At 45.7% G+C, this 17,891-nt stretch carries 13 protein-coding genes; 2 read left to right on the plus strand and 11 right to left on the minus strand.

The annotated features are described in order from the left end of the window. Window positions 1–421: 421 nt before the first annotated feature. Together P364_RS0107395 and gyrA are read right to left on the minus strand one after the other, a co-directional pair. Window positions 422–1,540, minus strand: a complete 1,119-nt coding sequence (locus P364_RS0107395) for an HD-GYP domain-containing protein (RefSeq protein WP_024629506.1) — start codon at window positions 1,538–1,540, stop codon at window positions 422–424. A gap of 217 nt (window positions 1,541–1,757) precedes the next feature. Beyond that, entirely contained in the window at window positions 1,758–4,313 is a 2,556-nt protein-coding gene (gene gyrA, locus P364_RS0107400) for a DNA gyrase subunit A (protein WP_024629507.1), read from the minus strand. Window positions 4,314–4,739: 426 nt separating this feature from the next. Between gyrA and P364_RS0107405 the strand changes: the two genes are divergently transcribed. Further along, window positions 4,740–5,681: a YheC/YheD family protein gene (locus tag P364_RS0107405; RefSeq protein ID WP_024629508.1), complete on the plus strand. Its 942-nt coding sequence runs from the start codon at window positions 4,740–4,742 to the stop codon at window positions 5,679–5,681. Between the two features lie 91 nt (window positions 5,682–5,772). On the opposite strand, the gene gyrB is transcribed toward P364_RS0107405, so the two are convergent. The 9 genes from gyrB to P364_RS0107450 all read right to left on the minus strand — a co-directional run bounded on the left by gyrB (window position 5,773) and on the right by P364_RS0107450 (window position 16,897). Next, window positions 5,773–7,683, minus strand: coding sequence for a DNA topoisomerase (ATP-hydrolyzing) subunit B (gene gyrB, locus P364_RS0107410; RefSeq protein ID WP_024629509.1), 1,911 nt, complete (start codon window positions 7,681–7,683; stop codon window positions 5,773–5,775). A gap of 146 nt (window positions 7,684–7,829) precedes the next feature. Further along, window positions 7,830–8,078 carry an extracellular matrix regulator RemB gene (remB, locus tag P364_RS0107415; RefSeq protein ID WP_017691405.1) on the minus strand — a complete coding sequence of 83 codons (249 nt, stop codon included), beginning with the start codon at window positions 8,076–8,078 and terminating at the stop codon, window positions 7,830–7,832. Window positions 8,079–8,091: 13 nt separating this feature from the next. Next, window positions 8,092–9,204, minus strand: coding sequence for a DNA replication/repair protein RecF (recF, locus tag P364_RS0107420; protein WP_024629510.1), 1,113 nt, complete (start codon window positions 9,202–9,204; stop codon window positions 8,092–8,094). 57 nt (window positions 9,205–9,261) lie between these two features. Further along, the gene (yaaA, locus tag P364_RS0107425) at window positions 9,262–9,477 is read right to left on the minus strand and encodes a S4 domain-containing protein YaaA (RefSeq protein WP_024629511.1); all 216 of its coding nucleotides are present in this window, start codon (window positions 9,475–9,477) and stop codon (window positions 9,262–9,264) included. A gap of 16 nt (window positions 9,478–9,493) precedes the next feature. Next, a complete protein-coding gene (gene dnaN, locus P364_RS0107430) occupies window positions 9,494–10,636 on the minus strand; it encodes a DNA polymerase III subunit beta (RefSeq protein ID WP_024629512.1) in 1,143 nt (380 codons plus the stop codon). Window positions 10,637–10,857: 221 nt separating this feature from the next. Then, the gene (gene dnaA, locus P364_RS0107435; RefSeq protein WP_024629513.1) at window positions 10,858–12,204 is read right to left on the minus strand and encodes a chromosomal replication initiator protein DnaA; all 1,347 of its coding nucleotides are present in this window, start codon (window positions 12,202–12,204) and stop codon (window positions 10,858–10,860) included. Between the two features lie 774 nt (window positions 12,205–12,978). Then, a complete protein-coding gene (gene gntK, locus P364_RS0107440) occupies window positions 12,979–14,526 on the minus strand; it encodes a gluconokinase (protein WP_024629514.1) in 1,548 nt (515 codons plus the stop codon). A gap of 87 nt (window positions 14,527–14,613) precedes the next feature. Further along, window positions 14,614–15,975 carry a GntP family permease gene (locus tag P364_RS0107445; protein WP_024629515.1) on the minus strand — a complete coding sequence of 454 codons (1,362 nt, stop codon included), beginning with the start codon at window positions 15,973–15,975 and terminating at the stop codon, window positions 14,614–14,616. A 247-nt stretch (window positions 15,976–16,222) separates the two neighbouring features. Then, window positions 16,223–16,897: a GntR family transcriptional regulator gene (locus tag P364_RS0107450; protein WP_024629516.1), complete on the minus strand. Its 675-nt coding sequence runs from the start codon at window positions 16,895–16,897 to the stop codon at window positions 16,223–16,225. 794 nt (window positions 16,898–17,691) lie between these two features. Between P364_RS0107450 and rpmH the strand changes: the two genes are divergently transcribed. After that, the gene (gene rpmH, locus P364_RS0107455) at window positions 17,692–17,826 is read left to right on the plus strand and encodes a 50S ribosomal protein L34 (RefSeq protein WP_024629517.1); all 135 of its coding nucleotides are present in this window, start codon (window positions 17,692–17,694) and stop codon (window positions 17,824–17,826) included. The last annotated feature ends 65 nt before the right edge of the window (window positions 17,827–17,891 follow it).

Genomic DNA, 17,891 nt, shown 5'->3' on the forward strand with positions numbered 1-17,891 from the left:
AGTTTTCAAAGATCAAACTTATTTCGCTACTAAGTTTCATTCAACTCAGCAACTTTTATATCTTATCACATCCGAACCAACTTTGCAAGCTCTTTTTTAAGTTTCTTTCGAAGCTTATTCGTTTCGCTTGCCGCACCGTGTTTCTCGTGTTTTCTTGGCCGGAATTAGAATATACCATGTACAGATTCGAAACGCAAGCTTTATTTTCAATTAATTTATCTCTTCTACGCTCTATTTAATATAGATGCCCCTAATTGGTTATTCATCTCTATATTAACTAGCTCTTTATATCAAGATTGAAAATCTTTCCCCTTCTAATTCCTGCTATCCGCTTGCTTCTCATCCTTTACTTATGGACATCCATTAAAAAAAGCCATTCCTATTCGGAAAGGCTTTTTCTCATATATGAGCTGATAATGGATTAGCCGATGACTTCCTGGATGTGGAGCTGTCTTTGCTGCATCAAATTAATAATCGTTCCCTCTACCGATACCATTGGCCTTGTAGGATGATCCCGATCCGAGAATATGATTTCACCAATTTGATTATTGCTGAGCTTCACTCGGATACCATTATGGATCTGTGTAGAACGCTGAATGAATACATTCACGATAGCAGGGTCCAATTTGCCAAATGCCTCACTCTGAATTTGTTCCAGAACCAGGTACGGTGACTGCGCCTTACGATAGATCTTCTCCAGAGTCATGGCGTGAAAGATATCAGCGATGGCTACAATCTTGGCATAGATATGAATTTGCGTACCGCTGAGCTGCAGCGGGTAACCTGATCCATCCACTTTTTCATGATGCTGCAACGCTGCGAGTCTGGCTCCTTCATTGATGGCCTTTGCCTGTTTCAGCACCTGATAGCCATATTTCGTATGCTGCCGGATCTCTGCCTGCTCTGAGGCCGTTAACGTTGATGGTTTATGGAGGATCTGTGGGTCTACTTTGCTATTACCGATATCATGGAACAATCCTGCAAAAGCTACCTGCATCCAGTCCTTAGACGGCAAATCCATCCACTGGGCCAATTGATAGGATGTCATGGCACTCAATACGGCATGGTGATATACATAATCATGTTCTTGAATAACTCGTGGACTAAAAGTAAGCACATTATATTGTTTGAGATGAACAAACAATGCCTCAAGCTGTGTACGCAGCTCATATACAGGTAATTCAGCCGCCAAGGAGGACAGGAAAGCCTTTTTGGTCAATCCAACCATCTTTTCATACTCTTCGTGCAGGGACGGTAATACCGGGGTTGAGACTGCGCTGCCGCCTTTGCCTGCCCGTTCTCCGTTCTTCTCATTACCTGCATGGCCTGAAGACGTGGATGAAGCCTTGGAACCTGTACTGCTTGTCCCCGTTCTCTCTTGCTCGATGTCTACTTGATGAATCATAAAAGCTCTGAGCACTTCCACATCTTTGGGCAAAATAACTTTGCCTTTCTGAAACAAAACATTTCCACGAAGCGTTTGCACGTCATTTCCCAGTTTAAGTCCTGGTTTGACTTCTGACAGGGTGATTAAGCCCATGTAAATTCCCCCCACTCCTCGTTCTTCTATGATGAAACAAGACCATAGTCCCGGTTTTTCACGTTAATTCCCATTATATTACTCAAGAATCAGGCTGTACATCCTATATTTCCAGGAGAGAGGTCCTGAAGCTGTGAAAATAACAAAGGGCCCCCATATGGGAGCCCTCCAACTTCATTGCAATCATGAAATGATTTTCGTTATAGAAAAATGGATCTTATTCTTCGGAACCTGAATCATCGCCCTCAACTTCAGCATCGGAAACCGAGCCCTCATCCAGAGTTGACTCTTGACCTTCAGAATCAGAGGATTCCTCACCTTCAATCCATTCTTCGTCTTCAGGTTCTTCCTCATTCTTGTCAATTCGGCTGACTGTAGCTACGGAATCTTCATCGCGAATATGAATCAGCTTCACACCTTGCGTGTATCGACCCATGGTGGATATGCCTTCCATACTCATCCGAATTAGCGTACCGCTGGAAGTGATGATCATCAGATCCTCTTCCGTCTTAACCATTTTCAGGCTGACTACTGCACCATTTTTATCTGTGACGTTAATGGTTTTAATCCCTTTACCGCCACGAGTCTGCATCCGATAATCGCTGACAGGGGTACGTTTACCGTAACCTTTGGCTGTAACAATCAGTACATCCAGCTCCTGATCCACAACGTCCATGCCGATTACGACATCCTGCTCATCCAACGTGATCCCTTTAACCCCGGTCGCACTCCGTCCCATGGAACGGACATTTCCTTCCGAGAATCGGATTGACATCCCGTGAGCTGTACCCATAATGATCTCTTGCTGTCCATCTGTCAGCTTAACATCAATAAGGGCATCATCATCACGCAGGGAAATCCCGATCAGACCGCCTTTGCGAATATTGGTGTAATCCTCAAGTGGCGTCTTCTTCACAACCCCTTGACGGGTAGCAAAGAACAGATACTTGTCACTTTCGAATTCCTGAACTGGAATCACGGCATTGACCGATTCACCCTGCTCGATCTGAATCAGGTTGATAATCGGCGTTCCCCGTGCTGTACGTCCTAGCTCTGGAATCTCATAAGCTTTGAGACGGTACACTTTACCTTTGTCGGTAAAGAACATGAGGTAATTGTGAGAGTTGGTCACAAACAGATGCTCAACAAAGTCGGTATCTTTGGTGTCCATACCCACTACCCCACGTCCGCCACGCTTCTGACTGCGGTATGTGGATACCGGCAGACGTTTCACATAGCCTGTATGGGTAATCGTGATGATCACCTCTTCACGTGGAATCAGATCCTCGTCCAGAATGCTCTCTTCACCTACAGTAATCTCGGTACGACGATCATCGCTGAAGCGATCACGGATTTCTTGCAGCTCCGTGCTGATAATTTCAAGCACCAGGTGCTCGTTGGCCAGAATTTCGCGATATTCCTTAATTTTGACCATCAGTTCGTTGTATTCATTTTCGATACGTTCGCGTTCCAAACCTGTAAGGCGTTGCAGACGCATATCGAGAATAGCTTGAGCCTGATCATGACTGAGTGAGAAACGCTCGATCAGACCTTCTCTGGCTGCATCGGTATTGCTGGAAGAACGAATCAACGCAATAATCTCGTCGATGTGATCCAGCGCGATACGCAAGCCTTCCAGAATGTGTGCGCGTGCTTCGGCTTTTTTCAGTTCAAACTGCGTACGTCTACGTATAACCTCAATCTGATGCTGCAAGTAGTGATACAACACTTCACGCAGGTTCAGAATTTTAGGTTCTTTATTTACAATCGCGAGCATGTTAATCCCAAAGGTGGACTGCATCGCTGTATGCTTGTACAGGTTGTTCAGCACAACACCCGGATTCACGTCTCTGCGAAGCTCAATCACAATCCGCATACCGTTACGGTCAGACTCATCACGAAGATCCGTAATGCCATCAATCTTTTTATCACGTACCAACTCAGCAATTTTCTCAACGAGTCTTGCCTTGTTCACCTGATAAGGAAGTTCCGTAACGATAATCCGTGCCTTGTTGTTGTTCTCTTCGATGTTGGTTTTGGCCCGCATCGTTACTGAACCACGTCCGGTTTGATACGCTTGGCGAATTCCGGAGCGTCCCAAAATGTAACCGGAGGTAGGGAAGTCTGGTCCTTGAATGTAATCCATCAATTCCATGGAAGTGATGTCCGGATTTTTGATCATGGCCTGTACGCCGTCAATGACCTCTCCCAAGTTATGAGGAGGAATATTCGTCGCCATACCTACCGCAATCCCGCCAACACCATTGACAAGCAAGTTAGGAAAACGAGCTGGAAGAACGATAGGTTCACTTTCTTCACCGTCATAGTTCGGCTGGAAGTCAATTGTATCCTTGTTGATGTCTCTGAGCATTTCCATTGCAATCTTGGACAACCGAGCTTCCGTATAACGCATGGCTGCTGCCATATCGCCATCCACCGATCCAAAGTTACCATGTCCATCTACGTGCATGTAGCGCAGGGAGAAATCCTGTGCCATCCGTACCATTGTTTCGTATACGGCAGAGTCACCGTGTGGGTGATACTTACCGATAACTTCGCCGACGATTCTGGCTGATTTTTTATGTGGTTTATCGGGTGTCATGCCTAGCTCGGACATTGCGTACAAAATACGCCGGTGAACCGGCTTCAATCCGTCACGCACGTCAGGTAAGGCACGGCTCACAATAATGCTCATCGCATAATCCATAAACGATTCACGCATCTCGACGCCAATATCCCGATCTTTAATCTGCGAGTTCATTTCTTCCGCCATGCTGGACCTCCTTCTTGTCCTTCAACAAACATTCCATTCGGTCATTCAAAAATCGATTATATGTGAAGAGCCTAACAAGGCTAAAACCGCACAAGGACGCTACTCTTTATTATATTACTTTCACAAAAGGTAAACAATTAAACGTCCGCTGGGCAATAGCCTTTCTTCCGGGAACTTCAGAGAGTCTGGGGGTTCGCCCTGCCTTCCTCTCCATTTGCACATACAATGCTAGAAAAAGCGGCAAATGTACTGTGTATATTCAGGCTGAAACTGTTCCCGTTCTACGATCAAACTACATCTGTGCAACAAAACCGCACAAAACGCCATATTTCTCTATTATACCACTGAAATCATCTCTTGTCCTTTGATTTCTCCGCGTCTGTCACTCTTAGAAACCCCATCATAACAGGAAAGGACTGATGGCTCTTGGGTATCCAGCGTGTCTCCAGCAAATGGACCAAGACAGCTGTGTTACAACGCAGCCGTAATGTGAATGGATATATACCGGTAACACGACAGTATAGCCGCCAAGCCCTGGAACGAATGACTGAACTATTTGAGTCAAACTATATCAAACCGGATCGGGGAACTTATGGCAATGGCGTCATGCGGGTAAAAAAAATCCGTAAATTTCCACAGTCAATCCCTTCAGCCGAATCCATCATCGAGGAAACACGATCCGAAAACGTTGACGAGCAATTATCTGCTTCCAGCGATGAAATTAGCGCTGAAATCTCTGCTGCGATCCCCACGACAACATATGAGCTTCGATATGGGACCGACGAGAGATACTTCCATTCCCTAGATGAACTGGACTTGGCGCTCACTAAACGTATTCAGAAGCGTGACTACATCATTCAACAAGGCATTCCACTGATGAAGCATGATGAATTGCCTTTTGACCTGCGGGTATTAACCCAGAAAAATCTACAGCGCAACTGGGAAACGACAGGCATTCTGGGAAGGATTGCTGCACCAGGCAAGATCATTACCAACATTCATGGCGGCGGACGATTGGCCACCTTTGATGAGTTGGTACGCCCTCATTTTGACAAGGATCGGTTTCAGCAACTGCGCATTGAGCTATATCGTTTAGGCATTCATACAGCGGTACAACTGCAGAAGTCATTTCCTAGGCTCAAAGAGATCGGGATTGATATTGCACTGGATGAAGATGGACGGCCATGGATTATTGAAGTCAACACCTTGCCAGGCATCTATGCTTTTGGCCTGTTGCCTGACAAGGAAACGTACCGGAAGATCAAACGTTACGCGAGGGCGTACGGCAGATTACCCTCCAAAAAAGGGAAAACATCTCGTACCTCTCCCAAAGCCCAGGCCCCCTCTGCCAAAAGCCGTATACACTGATAACAGCCACGCCAATGTCCAGACTAAGATTCTCTAGACTATGATCCCATAATGTAAAAAGGCGCCCTCGCAGGCGCCTCATCGAATATCGTTAGATGTCGAGGTTTTTCACGTATTTTGCATTTTCCTGAATGAAGTCACGACGAGGTTCAACATTATCTCCCATCAGGGTATCGAACATGGCATCGGCCAGCATCGCATCGCTGATGGATACTTGTAGCATCGTCCGGCTCTCAGGGTCCATCGTCGTTTCCCACAATTGTCCGGCATTCATCTCACCGAGACCTTTATAACGCTGGATGTTAAACTTCGCATTTTCGCCGAGCGTTGCAATGATTTCATCGCGTTCCTTCTCGGAGCCAGCATAACGAATCACTTTATTGCGCTCAATCTTGAACAATGGCGGTTGGGCAATGTATACATACCCCGCCTCAATGATTTTGCGCATATAACGATAGAGGAATGTCAGAAGCAATGTTCGGATGTGGGCGCCATCGACGTCGGCATCCGTCATCAAAATAATTTTGTGATAACGTGCTTTGGCAATATCGAAGTCATCACCAATTCCGGTACCCATTGCGGTAATGATCGCTCTGATCTCCGCATTGCCCAAAATCCGGTCAAGACGTGCTTTTTCCACGTTCAGAATCTTACCACGCAGCGGTAAAATCGCCTGGAAGTGACGATCTCGGCCTTGCTTCGCTGATCCACCGGCGGAGTCACCTTCGACGATGTACAATTCACTGATTGAAGCATCCTTGGATGAACAGTCGGCCAATTTACCTGGCAAAGAGCTGACTTCGAGTGCACCTTTACGACGTGTCAGTTCACGGGCTTTACGAGCTGCTTCACGTGCACGGGCAGCTTGCAGTCCTTTTTCCAAAATGCGACGGGATACGGAAGGGTTCTCTTCCAGGAATTCCTGCAGCTTCTCAGCAAACAGGGATTCGACAATTCCGCGCACTTCACTGTTACCCAACTTGGTCTTCGTCTGTCCCTCAAATTGCGGTTCAGGGATCTTGACTGAGATGATCGCTGTTAGACCTTCACGTACATCATCCCCGGACAGGTTGCCTGTGCTGTCTTTGATTACGCCCGCTTTGCGCGCATAATCATTGATAATCCGGGTAAGAGCGCTCTTGAAGCCAGATTCATGCGTTCCGCCCTCATGTGTGTTGATGTTGTTCGCAAAAGAATAAATATTCTCGGTGTAGCTGTCATTGTATTGCAGCGCCACTTCCACTTGAATGTTGTCTCTTGATCCTTCCACGTAAATCGGGTTTTCGTGCATCACTTCACGCTTCTGGTTCAGGAAGGAGACATACTCGATAATACCGCCCTCATACAGGAAAGAGTTGGTTACACCTGTACGTTCATCGGTTAAAGTCATGCCAATTCCCTTGTTCAGGAACGCGAGCTCACGAATACGAGTCAGCAAAATTTCATAGTCATACACTCTTGTTTCCGTGAAAATCTCCGGATCCGGATGGAACGTAACTGTTGTTCCCGTTTCCTCCGTTGTACCGATCGTTTTCAGATCGTACTGAGGAGCACCGCGACGGTATTCCTGTTGATACACATGGCCGTCAACCTTAACTGTAACAACAACTTTCGCAGATAGAGCATTGACGACGGATACACCTACCCCATGTAGACCACCGGATACTTTGTACCCGCCACCGCCAAATTTACCGCCCGCATGCAGAACAGTCATTACAACCTCAAGCGCAGGACGTTTCATTTTGGCATGTTCGCCGACAGGAATTCCCCGCCCATTATCGACTACAGTGACGCTGTTATCTTCATGAATAGTAACTTCGATATGATCACAATAACCTGCGAGTGCTTCGTCAATACTGTTGTCCACTACTTCCCAAACGAGATGATGCAGACCTTTGGCACTGGTGGAACCAATATACATCCCCGGTCGTTTACGTACGGCTTCCAGCCCTTCAAGTACCTGAATTTCATCTGCACCATATGACGGTTGATTCATAGACATGCCTTTCACCTACTTCTATAGATTCAATATCGTAAATATGCGTTAACTAAGAATGCATGCTGAAACGAACAAATCCCCTTAATTCCAGTAAGCAATCTAAATAAAAACAAGCAGCAAAAGGTACAATAACTCGTACCGCCGATAGGCTAGAGATCAGGAAAAATGTGAGCTCGCTTCTTGAGCGTAGCTGAGGAAATAGGCGAGTAGTACACAATGTTTTTGGTCACAACAATGGACTTGGCTTCCTCTTCACCAATATGCTCCACTGTTTTTTCCTGCTCGGCATGCGTGACATACTGCTTGGAGATTTTTGAGGATTTTTCAATCGATATATCAAAAATAGCAACCAATTCGGAAGAACGGATGATCTTCTCACCGCCCAGATGAATGTACATAAGCCCTCACTCCTTAGCGTTCAACCTGTCCGGCATGAACGTGATAAATACTGGCATCTTTGAGTTTGTCAACGTTCAGACTCTCGATACCGGTAGCCGTAATAAAGGTTTGCACCTTGCTCTGGAACGTTTCGATCAGCTGCGTCTGACGAAAAGGATCCAGTTCAGACAGTACATCGTCCAGCAGCAGGACCGGATATTCTCCGATTTCTTCGTGAATCAGTTCAATTTCCGCAAGTTTAAGGGACAACGCCGTTGTGCGCTGCTGCCCCTGCGAGCCATACGTTTGTACTTCCCGATCGTTAATGAAAAAGGACAGGTCATCCCGATGCGGCCCACTAAGCGTTGTGCCTCGGCGAATCTCCTGCTCTTTCATTTGTGATAATTTTATCATAAATTGGTCCATTAAGACAGCTTCATCTTCCTCAGCGGCTTCGCTGAAGGAAGGAAGGTAGGCCAGGCGCAGGACTTCTCCGCCTCCGGTGATGCCCTGATGAATCGTTTCGGCCCACTTTTGAAGTTTCTTTATGAATTGTTTCCTTTTTTTGACGATTTTAACACCGTGCTCCACCAGCTGTTCATTCCACACCTCAAGCATGGTCTGGGCTGAAGCATTCTGTCCCCATAATTGCTTGAGCAGATTGTTACGCTGGACGAGCACTTTTTGATATTGCTGCAAATGATACAGGTAGCCCGGAGCCACCTGGCCAATCTCCATGTCAAGAAACCGACGGCGGACCCCCGGTGTGCCTTTGACAATCTCAAGATCTTCCGGTGCAAACATCACCACATTGAGCGCTCCGACAAAATCACTCAGCTTGCGCTGTTCCAGTCCGTTGATTTTTGCTTTTTTGCCTTGTTGCGACAAAGATAGCTCGAGCTTGACTGATCCGTACTTTTTGTCGACCTCTGCTGCAAGCCTGGCACGTTCTTCACCGAAACGAATCAGTTCCTTGTCGCGGGATGTACGGTGGCTCTTGGTGAGTGCAAGCACAAAAATGGCTTCTGCAAGATTGGTCTTGCCTTGGGCATTTTGCCCGATTAATAGATTCACAGGACCAAAAGAATCCAGTCTCAGATGTTCATAATTGCGGAATTGCTGCAGATCTATGCTGTTCACAAACACGCGGTAACCTCCCTTTTATCCCGTCCGTCAGGAGGCAGCAGGATCTAACTGGTCTTCTTATTGTGCGACAACTTCGAACGAACCTTCTCCATCCACCTCAACGATATCCCCAGGGTATAACTTGCGTCCCCGGCGTTCCTCAGGCTCTTTATTCACACGTACTAGTCCGTCCTGAAGCAGAGCTTTGGCCATGCCTCCGGTTGGGATGCAATCGGCCAGTTTCAAAAATTGGTCAAGCTTAATATATTCCGTACGAATCGCTACTTGGTTCACTATGATCTTCCTCTCGTTAGTTGGTCGTCCGGTAAGGCAATATGACGTACAAGCTGTGACTGTCGTCCAGCGGTTTCAGGATGATCGGGCTCATGACGCCAGTGAAAGCGATCATCAGCTGCTCACTCTCCACCACTTTCAGCACATCCAGCATATATTTGGAATTGAACGAGATTTTCAGCGGTTCGCCGTTAAAGTCGGCAGGTTCGATCTCTTCTCTTACTTTCCCCAGCTCGGAAGAGCTTGATGAAATTTCGATCGATCCGGAATCCATCGTTTGCATCCGCACAATGTTTGTTTTTTCTTCACGCGACAGCAAATAAGCCCGGTCGATAGATTCGCTTAATTTTCTGGTATCCAAAACAAGTTCTGTTTTGTACGAAGTCGGAATAATTCTAGAAGTATCCGGATAAGTTCCGTCCAAAATACGCGAATAGAACAGAACACGGTCGATTTTGAACAGGACTTGATTATCAGCAACAACGATATCCACAAGTGTATTTTGATCCGGCACAATTTTGCTGAGTTCGTTCAGCGTTTTACCCGAGATCACGACATTGTTGAATCGCACACCTTCTGCATTATCCAGCATTGCTGAACGAGTAGCAAGACGGTGACGGTCCGTTGCCACAAATTTCAGTTCATTGTCACCCAAACTCCAAAGTACACCTGTCAGAATCGGCGTCGTTTCATGGGTGGAAATGGAGAATACAGTTTGTTTAATCATATTTTTGAGCAAATCTCCTGGGATGGAGACGGTTTGGTTTTCTTCGATGCTTGGCAATACTGGGAATTCTTCCGGATCAAGACCAACCAGTTGAATTTCGGTAGCTCCTGCGGAGATAAAGGTGTTGAAGTTTTCTTTGACCTCCATGTGCACTTCTTGCGAAGGCAGCTTTTTGATGATCTCGACAAAAAACTTGGCTGGCAGTACAACACTACCTGGTTGTTCTACCTGAACCACACTTTTATCTCCATCTTCAAGCGGGATGAAGGATTGAATTGAAATATCGGTGTCGCTTGCTGTCAACGTCACACCTTGATGATTAACGTCGAATTTGATACCGCTCAGAATCGGAATTGTCGTACGGCTTGAGATGGCTTTGGAAACTTGCTGGATGGATTCGTTCAAGTAGCTTTTCATTATGCTGATTTTCATGGTTTCACTCCTAGCGGGTTTTTTGGGTGTTGAGGTGTTGAAATGTGTTTTTCAAAAGGCCGGAGGCCGAGCTTCAAAATCGCTTATTTGGAGATGATATCTTTTAGATCTTTATAGTAATAATAGTAATAGGGGCACTGAATATGTGGATAAGTGGGTATAAACCCATAAGCCCAAGCCTATCCACATGTGTATACGTTGTGCACAGGCTTGGGACTTATTCAGGTTGGATTCTTGATTTTTTCGGTTAAGTTGTTGATAACTTTATAGAGATCTTGATCGACTTTAATCGCCTGGGAGATCTTTTCATGCGCATGTATGACCGTGGTGTGATCTCGGCCTCCGAATGCTTCTCCAATCTTGGGCAGAGAGAAGTCAGTTAGCTCACGAGAGAGATACATGGCGATCTGTCTTGGAAAGGCAACAGCCTTGGTCCGCTTCCGTGCTTTGAAATCTTCAAGTTTAAGGCTGTAATACTCGCCGACCTTTTGTTGGATGTCATGAATAGTGATCATTTTCGGACGACTGGAAGGAATAATATCCTTCAGTGCTTCAGCTGCCAGATGAGTGGTTACATCTTGATTCGTCAACGAAGAATAGGCAACAACCCGAATCAGGGCACCTTCCAGTTCGCGAATATTGGTATCAATCTGGTTGGCGATGTACATCATCGCCTCATTCGGAATATCCAGATTTTCCGCACGCGCTTTTTTACGCAAAATCGCAATCCGTGTCTCCAGATCTGGAGGCTGGATATCCGTAATTAGCCCCCATTCAAAACGGGAACGAAGCCGTTCTTCCAGGGTCGGAATTTCCTTCGGCGGTCTGTCGCTGGAGATGATGATCTGTTTCCGTTCCTCATGCAGCGCATTAAACGTATGGAAAAATTCCTCTTGCGTCGATTCTTTTCCCGCCAAGAACTGAATATCATCAATGAGCAGAATATCGACACTACGGTATTTGTTACGGAAGCTCTCCCCGCGGTTGTCACGGATCGAGTTAATGAATTCGTTCGTGAATTTCTCAGATGACAAATAAACAACTTTGCTGCCCGGATCATGCTCCAGGACGTAATGCCCGATTGCATGCATCAAGTGAGTTTTGCCGAGACCTACCCCTCCATAGAGAAACAGAGGATTGTATGCTTTGGCGGGCGCTTCAGCGACCGCCAGCGATGCGGCGTGGGCAAAACGGTTGCCCGGCCCAATGACAAATGTATCGAATGTATATTTTGGATTCAGCATGCTGAGTACCGCTTCTTCCTGAACAACTGTAGGCGTTGGCGCTGGCAGTTGAGGATCCGGTTCAGCAGGCTTGTTCTCCTCGATGACAAATTTCACATCGACCTGTTTGCCAAGCAGCTCATATACCGTCGATCCGACCAGTTTGGTGTAACGGCTCTCCAGCCATTCGACGGCAAACGTGGTTGGTGCGGATATGACGATCGAACGATCATTCAGCTTGGTCGCTTTGGTTGCTTTGAACCAAGTGTCAAAGCTGGGTTTGCTGAGCTTGTTTTGTATAATTGATAAAATTTGCTGCCATAAATCAGAAGTATGGCTGTCCACAGACTGTCACTCCTTTTACATGTTCCAAGTGTGGCTTAAGCCATGATGCAGTGTCGAAATACGAGATATATTGTTGAATTTATCCCCAAACCCCCGCAGGTCAAAAACAAAAAAAGAATGAACAACGGAAAATTGTTCACAACTTTATCCACAGGCTGTTGATAATATTATGGGTCAGATCACATATTCACATCCAAAAGTAATACAATCATAGCAAAAGAAGCCCGGCATTTCAATGTATCACGTGATTTTATCCACAAATTCAATAACTTGTGTATAATTTTTAATCACAACACAATATATTGTTTATAAATTGTTTAACTTTCGACAAGATGACCCAAAAACCCAAATTATTTTATACACAGGTTATTCGTCAAATAATGCTGAATTGTGTGTAAAAGTATTCTCGGTTTGTGAATAACCTCTCTGTGGATAACCGTAAAGTGAAAATGGTCGTATTGGCGATTTACAGGAGGGTGCCTCTTCATGCTCGTTTTCCTTTTTTTCGAAAAGCGGAATGGAGGAACGACAAAATGAATGGGATGGGAGATCAAGGAGAGGCCTGATAGTACGTGAGGAACGTTTACTGATTTGTATGATCTGAATGAAGAATTTATACCCAAAAGAGGTAGGATACTAGATATGCACGCAAACATTGAAGATGGATGTGACTCCATTGCAGCAGATTGGTTTATGCCAAAAAGAGGTTGTTCTTTAAGACCGAAATGGTGGTCAAAGAGAACAACCTCTTTTTGGTGGTTATAAGAGGAGGATTTACTCGATATGAGCGGAAAATTTACGCTGGAATTCAGCGATATCTGCATATTCTTCTTCCAATTTTCGCGAAATGCGAATAAAGATAGGGAGCAGCTCTTGGTAGATCGATGCATGTTCTTTGATAGGGGTATGCTTGTGCGTTGTACCTACCATAGATGAAACGGCATGAAGCGACTTAATTCGCCCTGTAGCATAGAGACCGAGCACAACGGCCCCTAGACAGGAACTCTCAAAGCTCTCGGGCACAATGACTTCCTGGTTGAATATATCGGACATCATCTGACGCCAGAGTGGGGAACGAGCGAAACCACCGGTTGCCTGAATGGAGGTTGGTTGTCCGATCTGTTCTTCCATGGCCAGCAGTACCGTATACAGGTTGAAAATAACCCCTTCCAGCACAGCACGGATCATATGCTCTTTCTGATGATGAAGGGTCAAACCAAAGAAGGAACCTCGGGCGTCCGGATTCCATAAAGGGGCACGTTCCCCTGAAAGGTACGGATGGAATAGAAGTCCTTCCGAACCGGGGCTGACGCGTTCAGCAATCTTGGTGAGTACATCATAGGAATTGATGCCGAGCCGTTTGGCTGTTTCCACTTCCGAGGCAGCGAATTCGTCTCGTACCCAGCGGAAAAGCATACCACCGTTATTCACAGGTCCTCCGATGACCCAAAGATTCTCGGTGAGCGCATAACAAAAGGTTCTGCCTTTCGGATCGGTAACGGGACGGTCCACAACGGTGCGGATGGCACCGCTGGTGCCGATCGTTGCTGCCACAACGCCAGGCTCAATGGCATTCACGCCCAGATTGGACAAAACCCCGTCACTTGCACCGATGACGAAGGGTGTAGAGGGGGAGAGAGCCATTTGTTCAGCCCATGTCCGATCCATTCCTTCTATAGTATGTGTGGTCGGGACGAGTTCCGATAGATGGTCAGCTGTAATGCCTGCAACCTCAAGGGCTTCGGCATCCCAATCCAGTTGTTCCAGATTGAGCAGGCCGGTACAGGAGGCGATGGAGTGATCCACGACATATTGACCAAACAGACGGAAGAACAAATATTCTTTAATAGAAATAAATTTGGCCGTGCGTTGAAAAAGTTCAGGTTCGTCATGGCGCAGCCACATTAATTTGGTCAGTGGCGACATGGGATGAATCGGTGTACCTGTTCGCGAATAGATCCGATGTCCCAGTCCATTCTCCTGCAGCTTGGCAGCCCAAGCTGCACTCCGGTTATCAGCCCAAGTGATGCAGCGGGTGAGGGGAGTATCATCCTGCCCCATCGCAATGACACTGTGCATGGCAGAGCTGCAGGACACGAACATAATTTGTTCCGCAGCTACGCCACTATTATCCATCACGCCGCGTACGGAGCGAAGGGCAGCTTGCACAATTTGTTCTGGATCCTGCTCAGCCACATCCGGAGCTGGGGTGTATAAAGGATATTCCTGAGTTGATGTGCTTACCACTTCACCCTGCTCCGTAAATAGTACGGATTTGGTACTGGTTGTACCAATATCCATACCAATCATATAGTTGTTCATATTACATAAACCTTCTTTCTTTTGAACCCGTAAAATTAAAACTCTAAGTGTGTGAATTTAAATTCTTCTTCTATATAGATATTCAATTTACAGGACTGTATTTAGCAGCAAAATAAAGATCAGTCCAACGACAGATAGTAGTGTTTCCATAACGGTCCACGTCTTCAACGTCTGTGAGACGCTCATATTGAAGAATTCCTTGATCATCCAGAAGCCTGCGTCATTCACGTGGGAGAGAACAAGTGAACCTGCACCGGTAGCGAGTACAACCAACTCAATATTGGCACCTGGTGTTAGTGCAAGAACCGGAGCTACAATACCAGCAGCTGTCGTCATTGCCACAGTTGCTGAACCGGTAGCAACCCGAATCAGTGCGGCTACAAGCCAGGCGAACAGGATTACATTAATATTGGCATGTGTGGCGACCTCAGCAATGGCATTACCTACACCACTGTTAATCAACACCTGTTTGAACGCACCGCCTCCGCCAATAATGAGAATGATGGTCGCCGTAGGCGCCAGACATTCACTGGTGAAGCGGGAGATGTCATGTTTGTTGAACCCGCGTGAGAATCCGAGTGAAAAGAGGGCGAACACGACAGAGATCAGCAAAGCTATAATTTCATGGCCGATAAATTCACAGAAAACGGTAAATCCGCTTGTGGCGTCCGGGTCTACGATATTGGCGATAGAGCCAATGAGCATTAGAATGACCGGCAGCAAGATGGTAAACAAGGTTATTCCGAAACCAGGCAGGTCGTTACTTTTTTTCGTAGCGAATTGTTCAGCCAGCTCTGCAGGCGGTTCGGTATGTATTCTTTTACCGATAAATTTACCGAACAGAGGTCCAGCGATAATAGCAGTAGGGATACCTACAATAAGGGAGTACAAGATCGTTTTACCTAAATCGGCGCTGAACGCTTCGATGGCAATCATGGGTGCCGGATGAGGTGGAACCAGACCATGTACGGTAGAGAGACCTGCCAAAATCGGAATACCGATCTGCAGCAGCGACATATTGGTTTTACGTGCAACGGTGAAAATGATCGGGATCAGCAGAATGACGCCGACTTCGAAGAATACAGGAATACCGACGATAAAACCGACAATCATCATCGCCCAGTGCACACGTTTCACACCGAAACGATCCACAAGTGTGGTAGCTATACGCTCGGCTCCGCCGGATTCAGCCATCATCTTACCAAGCATGGTGCCCAGACCGATAACGATGGCGATCGTTCCAAGTGTGCCGCCAAGTCCGCCAGTAATAGAAGTAATTACATCGGCAGGCTTCATACCCGCGAGTAAACCAAGCATTAATGCTGATAACAAAAGAGTAATGAAAGGATTCCATTTATATTTGGAGATCAACACGATTAGAAATACAATTGCAATCAATGTCCAGACCAATAACGTTGCATTGTGGGATAGCCCAAAAAGAGTGCTCATGAGGTTTGCTCCTTTTTTTATGATATATAGCGCTTACAACTGATCTATGATCAGGTGGAGGGAATTTGCTCTACGTTTCAAGTAGCGTGGGCTGCTTAAATCCTCCTTAATATGCCCCAAAAAATTGAAACAAATCGCATTTTGTATACTTGTCGACAAGTTGGAGAGCAATCATTCACAATGGATATGATTGCAAACTCCCTGCACGATATGCCATTCAAGTGAATGAAATTTCACCACCGTGTCATTAGGAATCAAAGCTTTCGTGCAGCGTCTTGCCTGAATCCTGGAAATACGTGCGGACTCCAGATTGAATCCGTGCCTGGTCGCCTGATTCAAGGGCCTCAATTAGCAGACGGTGTTTATCAATAACAGCGCTTACTTTCTGCTCGCCCTGAATAAATACCCTGCGGGTGGTGAGGAGCATGACTGTCATGACAACATAACGAATGCTTCTCCATAGATGTAAAATACGGGAATGCTGGGCGGCTTCAATTATGGTCTCGTGAAAGACCAAATCCTGATAAGCGAATTCAACCGCATCTTGGTGGCGTCCAGCCAAATCCATTTTGTCTATTACATTACGAAGCTGGGTAATCAATTGTTCTGGCACATCCCCGGCAAGTCGTTGCTGTACAAAACTTTCAATCAGGAAACGGACGTCATACAATTCCTCGACATCTTTAATTTTCAATCCAATGACAACGACACCCATACGCTCCAGCCGAATAAGTCCTTCATTCGACAATGTTCTTAATGCTTCACGTACAGGTGACCGACTGCTGTCAAAATCAGCGGCAATTCGATTTTCTGACAAAATTTCGCCAGGGCGAAGGGTTCCGCTAATGATCCGCAGCCTTAATTCGCAGGCAATGGCTTCCCCGCGGGAAGCTCCCTGAAGCCAGGATGATGGAAACAGCATAATGGCTAACGCTCCTATTATAAGTAATCAGTTCAATACTGATCATAGCACAACTATTTTGTGGATTGAGCATAATGAATCAATCCTTATAACGAGAATAAATGGCAGCTTCTCTGTGCGCGTGCAGAATTATAGGAACGTCATACTGTTTCCAATGGATTTTTCAAAGAGCTTGAGGACGTAATGTCTTCCCTTAGATAACGCTAGATATTCACTTCATTTTGGATGTGTATACTTGTATACAAGATGTGATTTTTTTATCCTACACCTTTCTCGAAAACTTGTAAACCATAATAATAAAGCGGATACATTAAATTTTAAGAATATCATTTTCTAAAGCCATAATTCATTGGTCTCTTAAGTTATAACTTATCTATAGCTAACTACTACAGTCTTCAGAAACGTATCTATATTAACCGAAAGTAGATCCAGTGAAACAAACTTGAATCGGTAAATATTCCTTATCCACATGTGAATAACTTGGAAAAGATAATCAAACTTAGAATGAAGGGGTTTAAAGGGTGTGGATAACCGTATACATTGATTTTCGGTGAATGAAACGGGAGTTGGGGATAACTTTTGAAGCTTCTACATGCTGCTGTAAGAAGGTTGTAAACAGGGGGATGTATCCATGGCCGTTTAGGCAGGGTGGAATAGGTATTAAAAGGAGAAAGGAGGCAAGAGGCTCACAGTTGACTTTTCCAGGTGTTCGTGGTTAAATGTATAAAGGTGTTTTCTGTGAAGATGAAAGTGATTCATCACATAAGTATTTCCTTGTAAGGAGGTGCAATACATTGAGACCTACATTCAAACCGAACGTTAGCAAACGTAAAAAAGTTCATGGTTTCCGGAAAAGAATGAGCACGAGCAACGGACGTAAAGTTCTGGCTGCACGTCGCCTTAAAGGCCGTAAAGTCCTGAGTGCTTAATGCATGTGAAGACCACCGAGGTGGTCTTTTTTTTCTTAAATAGGTCATTTCAGACTGGATGCTGG

The sequence above is a fragment of the Paenibacillus sp. MAEPY2 genome (assembly GCF_000499205.1).
GTDB classification, from domain to species: Bacteria; Bacillota; Bacilli; order Paenibacillales; family Paenibacillaceae; genus Paenibacillus; species Paenibacillus vandeheii.